The sequence below is a fragment of the Enterococcus sp. DIV0236 genome (assembly GCF_050558525.1).
Taxonomy (GTDB): Bacteria; Bacillota; Bacilli; order Lactobacillales; family Enterococcaceae; genus Enterococcus; species Enterococcus faecalis.
The window spans coordinates 22,265-35,429 of record NZ_CP187891.1; the positions used below are offsets into that span (position 1 = coordinate 22,265).

The following is a 13,165-nucleotide window of genomic DNA, read 5'->3' on the forward strand; positions in this document are numbered from 1 at the left end:
GAATTTAAAGGAGCATTCCCGATGGTAATGGATATTCGTTTAGCTCGAATTGATGATCGATTAATTCATGGCCAAGTAGCAACTGTTTGGGCAAAATTGACGAACATTAATCGCATTTTAGTGGTTAGTGATTCCGTTGCTCATGACAATTTGAGAAAAGCCTTGTTGGTTCAAGCTGCTCCACCTGGTGTCAAAGTAAATGTCATCACTGTTCAAAAAATGATTGATGTTTACCCTGATCCTCGTTTTGATTCGTTTCGAGCCATGTTGTTATTCACTAATCCTTTGGACGTGAAACGAGTGGTCGAAGGCGGTGTACAACTAACTTCTGTGAATATTGGCGGAATGAGTTTCAGCACAGGCAAGCGAATGATTACGAATGCAGTCGCAGTGGATGCCAACGATTTAAAAGCATTTCTGTTTTTAAATGAACAAGGTATTGAATTGGAAATTCGAAAAGTCGCAGCAGACAGCCAAGTGAATTTGATGGATTTACTGAAAAAAGAGCGTAGCAAAGAAAATAACGCCAGCTGACGTTAATTTTTACAGACGAAAGACATTGAAAGGATGTGGTGGCCTAGGACCAACATCATTGCTTCATGAACTGTATTGATAAAGGCAAGTGCTGATGTTGAAAAAAATCAAGAACTATTGAAATTTTTTCATTTATTTTTGTCAGAATCTGATTTATCTGATTTTTTTCAAAAAGTGAAAGCGTTTAGCAGTACAACCATGAAAAAAAACATCAATTATACAGGAGGTATAAAAATGGTAGGAATTATCCTAGCAAGTCACGGTGAATTTGCTGAAGGGATCTTGCAATCTGGTGCAATGATCTTTGGCGAACAAGAAAATGTAAAAGCAGTTACGTTAATGCCTAGCGAAGGTCCCGATGATGTAAAAGCAAAAATGCAAGAAGCCATTGCATCGTTTGACAATCAAGACGAAGTACTATTTTTAGTTGACCTATGGGGAGGAACACCATTTAACCAAGCGAACTCATTGTTAGAAGATCATAAAGACAAATGGGCAATCGTTGCAGGTATGAATTTACCAATGGTTATTGAAGCATATGCTTCTCGTTTCTCTATGGAATCAGCACAAGAAATTGCGACACATATTCTTGAAACAGCAAAAGATGGTGTCAAAGTTAAACCAGAAGAGTTACAACCAGCAGAAGCACCAAAAGCTGCTGCGACAGAAGATGCACAGCCAAAAGGTTCGTTACCACCAGGTACAGTTGTTGGCGATGGCAAAATTAAATTTGTGCTAGCACGTATTGATTCACGTTTATTACATGGTCAAGTAGCAACAGCTTGGACAAAAGCAACACAACCAAACAGAATTATTGTTGTTTCTGATGCCGTTGCAAAAGATGACTTACGTAAGAAATTAATCGAACAAGCAGCTCCTCCAGGAGTAAAAGCCAATGTTATTCCAATCAGTAAAATGATTGAAGTAGCGAAAGATCCACGTTTTGGCAATACAAAAGCATTATTATTATTTGAAAATCCTGAAGACGTCTTAAAAGTGGTTGAAGGCGGCGTAGAAATCCCAGAAGTAAACGTTGGTTCAATGGCTCACTCTGTTGGAAAAGTCGTTGTAAGCAAAGTATTATCAATGGGTCAAGAAGACGTTGATACGTTTGATGAATTAAAAGCCAAAGGCATCAAATTTGATGTGCGTAAAGTGCCAAATGATTCAAAAGCGAATATGGACGAAATTTTGAAAAAAGCAAAAAATGAGTTAGCAAACGCGTAACTCGCCAAATACAAATCAAAATAGGAGGCTTATCATGTCTGTTATATCAATTATTTTAGTTTTACTCGTTGCCTTTCTAGCTGGTATGGAAGGGATTTTGGATGAGTTCCAATTCCACCAACCGTTAGTAGCATGTACATTAATCGGATTAGTTACTGGTAATTTAGAAGCCGGAATTGTTTTAGGTGGTACTTTACAAATGATCGCGTTAGGTTGGGCGAACATCGGGGCTGCCGTTGCACCGGATGCCGCTTTAGCATCTGTTGCCTCAGCAATTATTTTAGTTTTAGGTGGCCAAGGTGTTAAAGGTGTTCCTTCAGCGATTGCCATCGCAGTTCCTTTAGCGGTTGCAGGTTTGTTCTTAACAATGATCGTTCGGACAGTTGCGGTTCCAATCGTTCACATGATGGATGCGGCTGCTGAAAAAGGCAACATTAAACAAGTTGAAATGTTACACATTTTCGCTGTATGTTTACAAGGTATTCGTATTGCGATTCCAGCAGGTGCGTTACTATTCATTCCTGCTGACACTGTTCGTAATTTCTTAGAATCAATGCCAGCTTGGTTAACTGATGGTATGGCTATCGGTGGTGGTATGGTCGTTGCCGTAGGTTATGCATTAGTAATCAACATGATGGCAACAAAAGAAGTATGGCCATTCTTCATTATCGGTTTCGTAGTCGCAGCGATTTCTCAATTAACATTAATCGCATTAGGTGCTTTAGGTGTCGCTTTAGCTCTTATTTACTTGAACTTATCTAAAATGGGCGGTTCTTCTAACTCAAATGGCGGAGGCAACTCTGGCGACCCATTAGGCGATATTTTAAACGACTACTAATTCTGAAGGAGGAGCAAAGAAAATGGCAGAAAAAATTCAATTAACTAAAAAAGATCGTTTAGCTGTAGCTTGGCGTTCAACATTTATCCAAGGTTCTTGGAACTATGAACGTATGCAAAACGGCGGCTGGGCATTCTCAATGATTCCAGCAATCAAAAAATTATATAAAACGAAAGAAGAACGTTCAGCGGCGTTAAAACGTCACTTAGAATTCTTTAATACACACCCATACATTGCCTCACCAATCCTTGGTGTAACATTAGCTTTGGAAGAAGAACGTGCCAATGGCGCACCAGTTGATGACGTAGCGATTCAAGGGGTTAAAGTTGGGATGATGGGTCCTTTAGCCGGTGTCGGTGACCCAGTTTTCTGGTTTACTGTTCGTCCAATGTTAGGCGCTTTAGGTGCTTCCTTAGCAATGGGTGGTAACATCTTAGGCCCAATCTTATTCTTCGTTGCTTGGAACTTAATTCGTTGGTCATTCATGTGGTATACACAAGAGTTTGGTTACAAAGCAGGTTCTAAAATTACTGATGACCTTTCAGGTGGTTTACTACAAGATATTACAAAAGGTGCTTCTATTTTAGGGATGTTCGTACTGGCCGCATTAGTTCAACGTTGGGTATCGATTAAGTTCTTACCAATTGTCTCACAAGTTAAGTTAGACAAAGGTGCTTATATCGAGTGGGATAAACTTCCTGCTGGCGGTGAAGGAATGCATAAAGCCTTTGAACAAGTGAACCAAGGCTTGGCGCTTTCACCAACGAAAGTTACTACTTTACAAGATAACCTAGATCAATTGATTCCAGGTCTAGCACCACTACTACTTACATTCTTATGTATGTGGTTATTGAAGAAAAAAGTTAGCCCAATCGTTATCATTCTTGGTTTATTCGTAGTCGGCGTTGTCGGCCACTTAATCGGCTTATTATAAGAATGACGAGGTAAGTTTATTACTTCTAATCAAAAAAAGCGGAAGAGAAGTCGAGAAACTTTTCTTCCGCTTTTTTAAACAAAGATGTAATTTTGTTTGTTTCGATCAGGAAAGAAACGTATAATAAAGAGGAATTAGTCGAATGAAATGGAGCAGATAACATGGTACAATCATTAAACACAAAAGTTGATTTAGTTATAGATGCGACGGCATTTACAGGATTAACAGATTATGGACAAATTATGATAGGTGACCGCGGGTTTGAATTTTACCATGCCAAAGATCCACGTAAGTTTATCCAAATTCCGTGGGAAGAAGTCGATTACGTGTTGGCTTCAGTAATGTTCAAAGGAAAATGGATTCCTCGTTATGCGATTCAAACCAAGAAAAATGGGACGTATACGTTTGCTTCAAAAGAGCCGAAGCGAGTGTTACGAGCTATTCGTGAATATGTTGACCCAGATCATATGGTCCAATCTTTGAGTTTCTTTGATGTCATAAAAAGAGGGATTCTCTCGATTGGGAAAAAGAAAAAATAATTTATAACTGTTACTTTTTTATAAACTAGATGAAAAAGTAGCGGTTTTTTTGTGGGAAAACGAGGGACTTATTTATACAAAAAAGGCACAATTGTGCACCAAAAAAGAGACAATCAAGTGATACGTTGTTTTTAATGGAGTTATCATTGAAATGGTTTTCAGAAAGCACGATGAAAATATTTGACACCTTGTAAAATAGTAGTAACATAATAAGTGTAATAAATTATTTTATAGAGGAGTGAGTGTCATGGAACAACGACAACATCATGGAATGGACTGGGGTTCATTAGTATTAGGAATTCTATTTGTTCTGACTGCATTAATTTCTTTCCAAAATCCTGCCGGTAATTTAATTGCCATTGTGATGGTTTTTGCGATTTTTGCTATTATTAAAGGGATTTTCGAAATTTTTGTACGTAATCGTATGAAAGAATTGCTAGGCTACAAAGCTTATGCACCAATCATCTTAGGGATTATTGATATCCTAATTGGTGTTTACTTATTGTTTAACTTAAATATTGGTGTCGCTGTGTTACCATTTGTTTTTGCAATTTGGTTTTTATTCGACTCAATTTTCGGCTTATTTACTTTAGATTTTGCTAAACGAGTAAGCACAGGTTACTTCTGGTTCACATTAATTGTTGACGTTTTAGGGATTATCTTAGGTGTAATGTTATTATTTAATCCATTGTCTTCAGCATTAACTCTAAGCTTCTTAGTTGGCTTCTACTTTATGATGTTTGGTATTAGCAATATTGTATATGCTTTTAGATAAAAGAAGTAAAAAAACAGGTTTTCCGAAAAGGAAAACCTGTTTTTTTTAATAACGACGGCGGCAGTTGCCATTATTTCCCGAAATTGTTCGAACAAGCCACACGATAATCGCTACGGGAACTAAAATTTTTACTGCTAGCCACAATAAGCTTCCCACGATACCGACAACGGCACTAAAGAGTGAACCGACAACTAAAAATAAAAGGACCACTAAAAGAATATTTATAAACATTGGTCGTTGATTATTCATACGTACTACCTCCAAATTTTTCCTGTTTTCTATATACAGAGTATAGCAAGAAAGCGCAACAAGCACCTCCATCGGAAGGCTGATTTTTTTCTCTGGCGAATGATGGAGCCGCTGTTGGTTATTTTGGACTTTCTTATTGAAATAATCAGAATATTCTGGTGTATAATTATAAAAAAGGATTTAAAGTGAGGGATTGGATGTCGACTGAGGGATTAATCGCTTTGTTAGAAAAGAAACGAAATCATTTAAGTAAAATTGAAAATCAAGTACTGGATTATATTTTGACGCATATGACGGAAATTAGTTCACAAACCATTTATGAGGTGGCGCAGGCGTTGTTTGTCTCAACAGCCACTATTTCTCGAACAGCAAAACACTTAGGTTATCGAGGCTTCCAAGAATTAAAATACGCGATCGTCCAATCGGTGCAGAGCGAGAGCACAGAAAGCGATAGTCGTAGTTTTCAAGCCATTACACAACAGTTGATCGCCAATGTGCAAGACAGTTTTCAACAAATGGATGAAGCCAAAGTCGCGGAAATGCTTAAAATGATTGAGCGTGCGAATACGATTGAAGTGTTCGGTGTTGGTGGCAGTTTTCCTATTTGTACTGATTTTGCACGAAAGCTAACATTTTTAGGAAAAAAAGCCTATGCACGATCTGATTGGGATGAACAAGCGGCAGCAGTTAAGAATCTGGATGGACAGGATTTAGCCATTTTTGTCAGTTATACAGGAGAAACTAAGGGGATTTTAGCGTATGCACGTGTAGCGCAGGAACAGCAAGTGCCGATGATTAGTTTGATTTCGACTAAAGGAAGCACCTTGGAAAAATTGTCGACGACGACGTTATTTGCCAAAGGGACGACACGTTATCATCAGCGCGTGGATTTAAGTTCAAGAATTGCTGTCATTTGTTTGTTCGATACGGTTTTATTAATGTATGCAGAGGCAAAGCAGCCGCGGTAATTTTATGCAACACCATACTAAATGATGTAAGGGGATACAGAAAGAGTGTAGCCTCTTTTTTCTTTGTTTTGGGCTAGTTATAATGAGGGCAATGAATGTAAACGCAATCATTTTTAGTTTTGTAAAGAATGAATGGAGGAGTTAAGAAATGGCAGTAAAGAAAAAGAAAGCGACTTTCTGGGAGTTTTTCCAAGGATTAGGTAAAACGTTTATGTTGCCAGTGGCTTTATTAGCTTTTATGGGGATTTTGTTGGGATTAGGAAGTTCTTTTTCCAGTGAATCCATGATTGAAACGATCCCGTTTTTAGGAAAGCCCGCAGTAAAAATTATTTTCCAATTTATGTCGACAATTGGTGGTTTTGCGTTTGCCTATTTACCTGTCATGTTTGCAATGGCCATTCCGTTGGGGTTAGTTCGGAAAGAAAAAGGAATTGCTGCGTTTTCAGGTTTCGTAGGCTATACGGTGATGAATTTAGCGATTAATTTCTATTTAGTGCAGACGAATCGCCTCGTGGATCCTGAGCAGTTGCGGGAAGCCGGCCAAGGAATGGTTTTTGGGATTCAAACGATTGAAATGGGTGTTCTTGGTGGAATTATCGCTGGGCTTATTGTCTATAAGTTGCATAATCGATTTTATACGGTGCAACTACCAGATAGTTTTGCCTTTTTTTCTGGCGCACGGTTTGTACCAATTATTACTTCATTAGTGATGGCATTCGTGGGCTTAGTAATTCCGTTAGTTTGGCCACTTTTCGCGCTAATGATTATGGCGATTGGCCAACTTATCCAACGTTCTGGTATTTTTGGGCCTTTTCTGTTTGGTTCAGGGGAACGTCTCCTGTTACCGTTTGGGTTGCATCATATTTTGGTTTCCATGATTCGTTTTACTGAAGCAGGGGGTTCAGCGGTGGTGGCTGGCAAAGAAGTGTTTGGTGCGTTAAATATTTTCTATGCAGAATTGCAAAATAATTTACCGATTTCACCAAGCGCAACAGCTTTCTTGTCACAAGGGAAAATGCCGACCTTTATTTTTGGCTTACCAGCGGCGGCGCTTGCGATGTATCATACTGCAGCTCCGGCGAATCGACATAAGATTAAAGGCTTACTCCTTTCGGGTGTAATTGCTACGGCTATCACTGGCATTACAGAACCAATTGAATTTTTATTCTTATTTATTAGTCCATTATTATGGCTGTTTCATGTCATTATGACTGGTCTAGGTTTCATGGTAATGGCTTTATTAGGTGTTGTGATTGGGAACACTGATGGCGGGCTACTGGACTTTGTTATTTTTGGCTTGTTACAAGGAACTTATACAAAATGGTGGTGGGTTCTCATTGTCGGCGCTATCTGGTTTGTTGTTTATTATTTCGTCTTTAAAACAGTCATTGTAACCTTTGATTTAAAAACACCTGGACGAGACAAGGTCTTAGATGAGACTGAATATACCGATCAAGAAGTTCAATATAAGAAAACGGGTGGCTATGATGCGCCTGGGATTTTAGCGGCTTTGGGTGGGCAAGAGAATATTCAAGCTATTGATAATTGCATTACGCGTTTACGTTTAGTGTTAGCAGATGCTAATAAAGTAGATGATGACAAATTAAAGCAATTAGGGGCTTTAGGCGTTGTACATTTAGATGCGCAGAATGTACAAGTGATTATCGGAACCAAAGTGACAACGGTCCGTAATCAATTAGAGATGATTTTAGGTTAGAAAAAAGACAGAAGGTGAAGAGTGTGTCGTTTGATAAAGCAATTGATCGACGAGGAACGTATTGTACACAGTGGGATTTTGTAGAAGACCGATTTGGGGAAGCGGACTTGCTTCCCTTCACTATTTCCGATACGGATTTTGCTGTGCCAGAGGCAGTTCTGGCAACATTACAGGAGCGTTTGAACCATCCAGTATTTGGCTATACGAGGTGGAACCATCCGCAATTAAAAGAAGCAATTCAAACGTGGTACCAGACAAGATTCCAGACGAAGATTGAAGAACACTGGATTATGTATACCCCGACCGTTATCTATGGTATTTCTGCTTTGATTCAATTATTGACTAACGAAGGGGAGGGCATTATTTTACAAACACCTGCCTATGATGCATTTTTTAAAGTTATTCAGGAAAATAAGCGGCAAGTAGTGGCGAATGAACTGCTTTATCAAGAGAAGCGCTACAGCATTGATTTTATTGATTTAGAAAAAAAACTAGCGCAACCAGAAAATCGCTGTTTGCTTTTATGTTCCCCGCATAATCCAACAGGACGTGTTTGGGAGCAATGGGAATTAGAGCGAATAGTTTCATTGTGCCAACAGTATGATGTGTTTTTACTTTCTGATGAAATTCATATGGATATCGTTAATAAAGGCCATGTTCATCGACCAATTACGCAATTTAATTATAAAAAATCTGCCATTATTACCAGTGGCACGAAAACCTTTAATTTTCCAGGGCTGATTTTTGCTTACGCCTTAATTCCAGATAACGAATTACGTGACGCTTTTCAGCTCAAATTAAAAAACGCCGATGGTTTATCATCAACAAGTATTTTGGGAATGCTAGCAACCATGACGGCCTATCAAAAATGTGGTACTTGGGTTGACGAGTTGAATGATTATTTAGCGGAGAACCAACGTTACGTGAAAGATTTTTTACAGACATATTTGCCAAAAATTAAAGTGACGGAGCTGGAGGCAACTTACTTAATGTGGTTGGATGTATCAGCGGCAGTTCCAGATGTGGCCCGCTTACAAGAGGCTTTAGTTTCTGTGGGGAAAGTCGCCATTATGGACGGCTCGATTTATGGCGGTAATGGACAACGATTTTTACGGTTAAATATTGGCTGTTCGCAAGCAAAACTACACGAGGGACTTGAAAGGATGCGCCAAGGTTTTGAAGCTGTTTTACAAAAGGATGGCACAGCATCAGCGCTTGGGAATAATTGAGAAAAGATAGCATTCCGAAAATGGTTGCAGTACAATGGAAAAATAGAAACAAATAAAATAACAAAAAGTAACAACTTGTCATTTACTGGGGGAAAAGAAATGAAAACAATTAAAACAAAGCAAGCACCACAAGCAATTGGGCCATATTCACAAGCAAAAATTGTGAATGGTTTATTGATTACTTCTGGTCAGATTCCACTGGATCCTGAAACAGGCAAGGTGGTTGGGACAACGATTAAAGAACAAACCAATCAAGTACTGAAAAATATTCAAGGGATTTTAACAGAAGCTGGTAGTGATTTTGCTCATGTAGTCAAAACGACATGCTATTTACAAAATATGGCGGATTTCACGGCATTCAATGAAGTCTATGCTGAGTATTTTAGTGCGGAATATCCTGCACGCACAACGATTGAAATCTCTAAATTACCGATGGATGTGTTGGTGGAGATTGAGATTATCGCAGAAGTAGTGGCGTAAAAATACAGTTAAAAGAGTGAGAAAAAAATCGTCTTAGATTTTTTTCTCACTCTTTTTTTCAATAAAACAATACGATTCAGCCAAAATGTCTAGCCGTGCTGGAAAATTTTCAGCAAATAGGCTACCATGGAAGAAAATCGATAAAACGAAAGTTAAATGAATAGAAAAGAGATATGAAAGAGGCTATAAGATGAAAAAAAATATTAGCCAACTAACGCAGTGGTTGAAAGAACACAGTTTATTATTGAAACTAATTTTTCTTGGTTCTGTATTAGTTTTCGTGGCTAACCAAGTGACACATATCGCTCAAGGCATGACCTGGGCGGATATTTTTTCCACGATGGAACAACAAAGTACGGGGCGTTTAATTGGTATGGTCTTGGCAGGACTATTTGGGGTTATTCCGATGCTCCTTTATGACTATGTAGTCGTTAAATTATTGGAAAAAGAAGGTAAGCCACCAATGAAACGAATGGATTGGTTAACTTCGGCTTGGGTCACTAATACCATTAATAACTTAGCGGGTTTTGGCGGCGTGGTTGGGGCAACGCTACGGATTAATTTTTACGGAAAAGATGTACCACGGGGCAAGGTTGTAGCAACGGTCTCAAAAGTTGCTCTGTTCTTGATTTCAGGGTTATCTATTTTATCTTTTGTGGCGTTTGTTGATTTATTTTTTATTCGAACCCAAAATGTTTTTCGTGAATATTGGGTTTGGTTATTACTGGGCAGCCTGATTGCGCCAGCGCTCTGGTTTTTCACGTATTTAAAACGGCGAACATTGTTTAAAACATTTTTTCCAAAAGCGGTGCTCCTTTTATTCGGCGCTTCATTAGGCCAATGGCTAGGTGGGATGTTTGCTTTCTTAATGATAGGTCGCTTGATGCAGGTGCCAGTTTTGATGGTTTCTGTTTACCCAATGTTTGTTATCGCTACGTTAATCGGGATGTTAACCATGGTTCCTGGTGGTATGGGAACGTTTGATGTCTTAATGATTTTGGGCTTGTCACAATTAGGGATTGATCGATCACAAGCGGTCGTCTGGTTGTTGTATTATCGTTTGTTTTATTATGTGACGCCTTTTATGACAGGAGTTATTTTGTTCTTGCAACAAGCAGGCATGAAAGTCAATCAATTTTTTGATAATTTACCTCGGTTATTTTCACAAAAAGTGGCGCATTTTATTTTGGTGGCGGCGTTATATTTTGCAGGGATTATGATGGTTCTATTGTCGACTGTGACGAATTTGTCGAATGTCAGTCGTTTATTCCAAGTGTTACTTCCCTTTTCTTTTAATTTTTTAGATCAAACATTGAATTTATTTGTAGGATTCTTGTTATTAGGTTTAGCTCGAGGCATTTCTATGAAAGTGAAAAAAGCTTATTGGCCTACAATTATTTTACTAGGATTTTGTATTGTAAATACGGTGGCACGAACGACTTCGTGGCAGTTGATTGCTGTTTATGCTGTTATTTTATTGGCGGTTATTTTGGCTCGTAAAGAATTTTATCGTGAAAAGTTTGTTTATTCATGGGGCGCTTTAACGGTAGATAGTATTTTGTTTGGCTGCTTGTTTATCGGTTATGCGGTTGCTGGCTATTACGCCGCACGACCAGCTGGTGGCAATCAAGTTATCAATCACTTTTTGTTGTTTCCGTCAGATGATGTTTGGTTTAACGGATTGATTGGTTTAAGTATTTCCTTGATTGGTTTATTCTTTTTGTATCAATATTTAGCCGAAACAACTGTTACTTTAGGTGAGGGGTTTGAGGAAGCGCGGTTGACACGCTTTTTGGAAAAATTTGGTGGCAACGAAGGCAGTCAATTTTTGTATTTAAAGGATTATGGTCATTTTTATTACCAAGAAGAAGGCGAAGATCAAGTACTTTTTGGGTTTCAAATGAAGTTTAATAAATGCTTTGTCTTGGCGGATCCGATTGGGCAACGAGAGAAATGGACAGCGGCGACACTGGCGTTTATGGATCAAGCTGATTTGTTAGGCTATCAATTAGTTTTTTATCGTATTTCGGAAGAATATGTTATGAATCTTCACGATTGCGGCTTTGAATTTATGAAAGTTGGGGAAGAAGGCTTGATTCAATTTGATGAGCCGTCAACAGTGAATCAAACAGCCTGGACGGAAACAGTGACTGAAAAAATAGCAGCAGAAGCAGCGGATTTTCAGTTTGAATTTTATCCCGAAACGATTAGTGATGCCTTATATCAAGAGTTAGAACGAGTTTCTGCGGACTGGTCACGGAATCAAAAAGAGCGCTACTTTATTGGTGGACGGTTGGATCCCGAGTACTTGAAATGCAGTAGCGTGGGCTTGGTGAGACAGAAACAAACGGTCATCGGTTTCATTACTGGAAAAGAAATGGAAAAAGGCAAAAGTATTTCGTATGATTTGTTACGTATTCGTTCAGAAGCACCCGCTTTTACTAGAGAATATTTGTTCACTCATTTTATTGAAACCTATCAACAGCAGGGCTATCAATTAATTGATATTGGGATGGCGCCGTTGGCTAACGTAGGGGAGAGCAAGTACTCTTTCTTAAAAGAACGCTTTGTTAATATTTTTTACAAGTATAGTTATCAAATTTATGCGTTTCAAGATACACGCAAGCGCAAAGAACAATATGTCACTAGTTGGCAACCACGTTATTTTGCTTATCCTAAGCGGACCAGTGTACTCTTTGCTTTTGTGCAACTTTCCTTGTTGATTACGAAAGGAAGACATCAAAGTGTTTCGCTTGTGGAAGAAGCAATGACTGAAATTTAACTCTAATATAAATAAAAAAGTTAGACTTTGGTCTAACTTTTTTATTTATCACAAATTATTAATCAAAGAATATATTTTTTTATTAAAGAATGGTTGACATTAAGTTTGCGTATTATTAGAATTTAATTAGAATGACAGTTGTTTATCTTTTAATATGGAATCTCGTTATGTCGATATTTAACGTAAAATTTTGAGATTAGTAAGGCCGATAAACAGAAAGAACATAATTTTATAAGACCAGAAGTTAAGTATTCAAGTGAATAATTTGGCTAAGTATGTAATTGAATATTGTTTAGAACACTATCAGAATGGCCTGTAATGTAAAAATGTCGAGCTGTTTTATTCAAATTCATGGACTAGGGTTAACTAAATCAAAATTAGAATTAATCAAGATGTTTTACAATGATGATAAATAATTAGCCATTTTGGTAGAAAATGCCTCACTAGGAATGCGATTGGAAGCAGTAGGTGCATTTAATTATTTTAGTTTTACATAACGAATCAGAATATAACTATTTTGCTATAAACTTAGATGAGGTAGGTGAGCCAATTGAATACGAAGAAGTGGAACTGGTCGATACTTGCATTTTTTATACCGTACCTTGTTTCAAATATTTTTTTATTTTTTACTCTTACAGAAAAAGATAATAAGCTATTAAAAATGATTGAAGAGTCGTCAAAACTATTAAATATTTCAAACGGAGAATTTAATTTTTTTATGATAGTTATTGTTATAATCGCTAATTTGTGTATCTTTTTTGTTACGTTCATAATTTTGAAAATTGTTTTACTTATTTTTGGGTTTAAAAAAAATTATAATCAAGATATATTTATAAGTCTGCTATTGTCAGTAAGCGTAGTTAATCTTCTTGTTCTTTTTATATCTGAAATAG

The 13,165-nt window shown here is 37.7% G+C and carries 12 protein-coding genes; 11 read left to right on the forward strand and 1 reads right to left on the reverse strand.

Going from position 1 to position 13,165, the window contains the following annotated elements:
- The first annotated feature begins 21 nt into the window (after positions 1-21).
- The 6 genes from IGK27_RS00085 (at position 22) to IGK27_RS00110 (ending at position 4,847) form a co-directional block, all read left to right on the forward strand.
- A complete protein-coding gene (locus IGK27_RS00085; protein WP_002385473.1) occupies positions 22-534 on the forward strand; it encodes a mannose/fructose/sorbose PTS transporter subunit IIB in 513 nt (170 codons plus the stop codon).
- A 234-nt stretch (positions 535-768) separates the two neighbouring features.
- Complete coding sequence (locus IGK27_RS00090; protein WP_002356030.1) at positions 769-1,761, forward strand: mannose/fructose/sorbose PTS transporter subunit IIA; 993 nt, start codon at positions 769-771, stop codon at positions 1,759-1,761.
- A 34-nt stretch (positions 1,762-1,795) separates the two neighbouring features.
- On the forward strand, positions 1,796-2,599 hold the full coding sequence (locus IGK27_RS00095; RefSeq protein WP_002356031.1) for a PTS mannose/fructose/sorbose transporter subunit IIC: 804 nt from the start codon (positions 1,796-1,798) through the stop codon (positions 2,597-2,599).
- A gap of 22 nt (positions 2,600-2,621) precedes the next feature.
- The gene (locus IGK27_RS00100) at positions 2,622-3,533 is read left to right on the forward strand and encodes a PTS system mannose/fructose/sorbose family transporter subunit IID (protein ID WP_002356032.1); all 912 of its coding nucleotides are present in this window, start codon (positions 2,622-2,624) and stop codon (positions 3,531-3,533) included.
- Between the two features lie 161 nt (positions 3,534-3,694).
- Positions 3,695-4,072 (forward strand): DUF956 family protein, encoded by a 378-nt coding sequence (locus IGK27_RS00105; protein WP_002356033.1) that lies wholly within the window; start codon positions 3,695-3,697, stop codon positions 4,070-4,072.
- Between the two features lie 247 nt (positions 4,073-4,319).
- Positions 4,320-4,847: an HdeD family acid-resistance protein gene (locus IGK27_RS00110; RefSeq protein WP_002356034.1), complete on the forward strand. Its 528-nt coding sequence runs from the start codon at positions 4,320-4,322 to the stop codon at positions 4,845-4,847.
- Positions 4,848-4,892: 45 nt separating this feature from the next.
- On the opposite strand, the gene IGK27_RS00115 is transcribed toward IGK27_RS00110, so the two are convergent.
- On the reverse strand, positions 4,893-5,096 hold the full coding sequence (locus IGK27_RS00115; RefSeq protein ID WP_002381332.1) for a hypothetical protein: 204 nt from the start codon (positions 5,094-5,096) through the stop codon (positions 4,893-4,895).
- 197 nt (positions 5,097-5,293) lie between these two features.
- Here IGK27_RS00115 and IGK27_RS00120 point away from each other — a divergent pair, with 197 nt between their 5' ends.
- The 5 genes from IGK27_RS00120 to mprF all read left to right on the forward strand — a co-directional run bounded on the left by IGK27_RS00120 (position 5,294) and on the right by mprF (position 12,272).
- Positions 5,294-6,064 carry a MurR/RpiR family transcriptional regulator gene (locus IGK27_RS00120; protein ID WP_002387434.1) on the forward strand — a complete coding sequence of 257 codons (771 nt, stop codon included), beginning with the start codon at positions 5,294-5,296 and terminating at the stop codon, positions 6,062-6,064.
- Positions 6,065-6,212: 148 nt separating this feature from the next.
- Entirely contained in the window at positions 6,213-7,781 is a 1,569-nt protein-coding gene (gene malX, locus IGK27_RS00125; RefSeq protein WP_002378674.1) for a maltose/glucose-specific PTS transporter subunit IIBC, read from the forward strand.
- 14 nt (positions 7,782-7,795) lie between these two features.
- Positions 7,796-9,010: a MalY/PatB family protein gene (locus tag IGK27_RS00130; protein WP_025191598.1), complete on the forward strand. Its 1,215-nt coding sequence runs from the start codon at positions 7,796-7,798 to the stop codon at positions 9,008-9,010.
- A 99-nt stretch (positions 9,011-9,109) separates the two neighbouring features.
- A complete protein-coding gene (locus IGK27_RS00135; protein WP_002356039.1) occupies positions 9,110-9,490 on the forward strand; it encodes a RidA family protein in 381 nt (126 codons plus the stop codon).
- A gap of 190 nt (positions 9,491-9,680) precedes the next feature.
- Complete coding sequence (mprF, locus tag IGK27_RS00140; protein ID WP_010830570.1) at positions 9,681-12,272, forward strand: bifunctional lysylphosphatidylglycerol flippase/synthetase MprF; 2,592 nt, start codon at positions 9,681-9,683, stop codon at positions 12,270-12,272.
- The last annotated feature ends 893 nt before the right edge of the window (positions 12,273-13,165 follow it).

Coding starts and splice junctions, on each gene's coding strand:
- mprF (WP_010830570.1), top strand. CDS start 9,681: ATGAAAAAAAATATTAGCCAACTAACGCAGTGGTTGAAAGAACACAGT.
- IGK27_RS00095 (WP_002356031.1), top strand. CDS start 1,796: ATGTCTGTTATATCAATTATTTTAGTTTTACTCGTTGCCTTTCTAGCT.
- IGK27_RS00090 (WP_002356030.1), top strand. CDS start 769: ATGGTAGGAATTATCCTAGCAAGTCACGGTGAATTTGCTGAAGGGATC.
- IGK27_RS00110 (WP_002356034.1), top strand. CDS start 4,320: ATGGAACAACGACAACATCATGGAATGGACTGGGGTTCATTAGTATTA.
- IGK27_RS00120 (WP_002387434.1), top strand. CDS start 5,294: ATGTCGACTGAGGGATTAATCGCTTTGTTAGAAAAGAAACGAAATCAT.
- IGK27_RS00135 (WP_002356039.1), top strand. CDS start 9,110: ATGAAAACAATTAAAACAAAGCAAGCACCACAAGCAATTGGGCCATAT.
- malX (WP_002378674.1), top strand. CDS start 6,213: ATGGCAGTAAAGAAAAAGAAAGCGACTTTCTGGGAGTTTTTCCAAGGA.
- IGK27_RS00100 (WP_002356032.1), top strand. CDS start 2,622: ATGGCAGAAAAAATTCAATTAACTAAAAAAGATCGTTTAGCTGTAGCT.
- IGK27_RS00085 (WP_002385473.1), top strand. CDS start 22: ATGGTAATGGATATTCGTTTAGCTCGAATTGATGATCGATTAATTCAT.
- IGK27_RS00115 (WP_002381332.1), bottom strand. CDS start 5,096: ATGAATAATCAACGACCAATGTTTATAAATATTCTTTTAGTGGTCCTT.
- IGK27_RS00105 (WP_002356033.1), top strand. CDS start 3,695: ATGGTACAATCATTAAACACAAAAGTTGATTTAGTTATAGATGCGACG.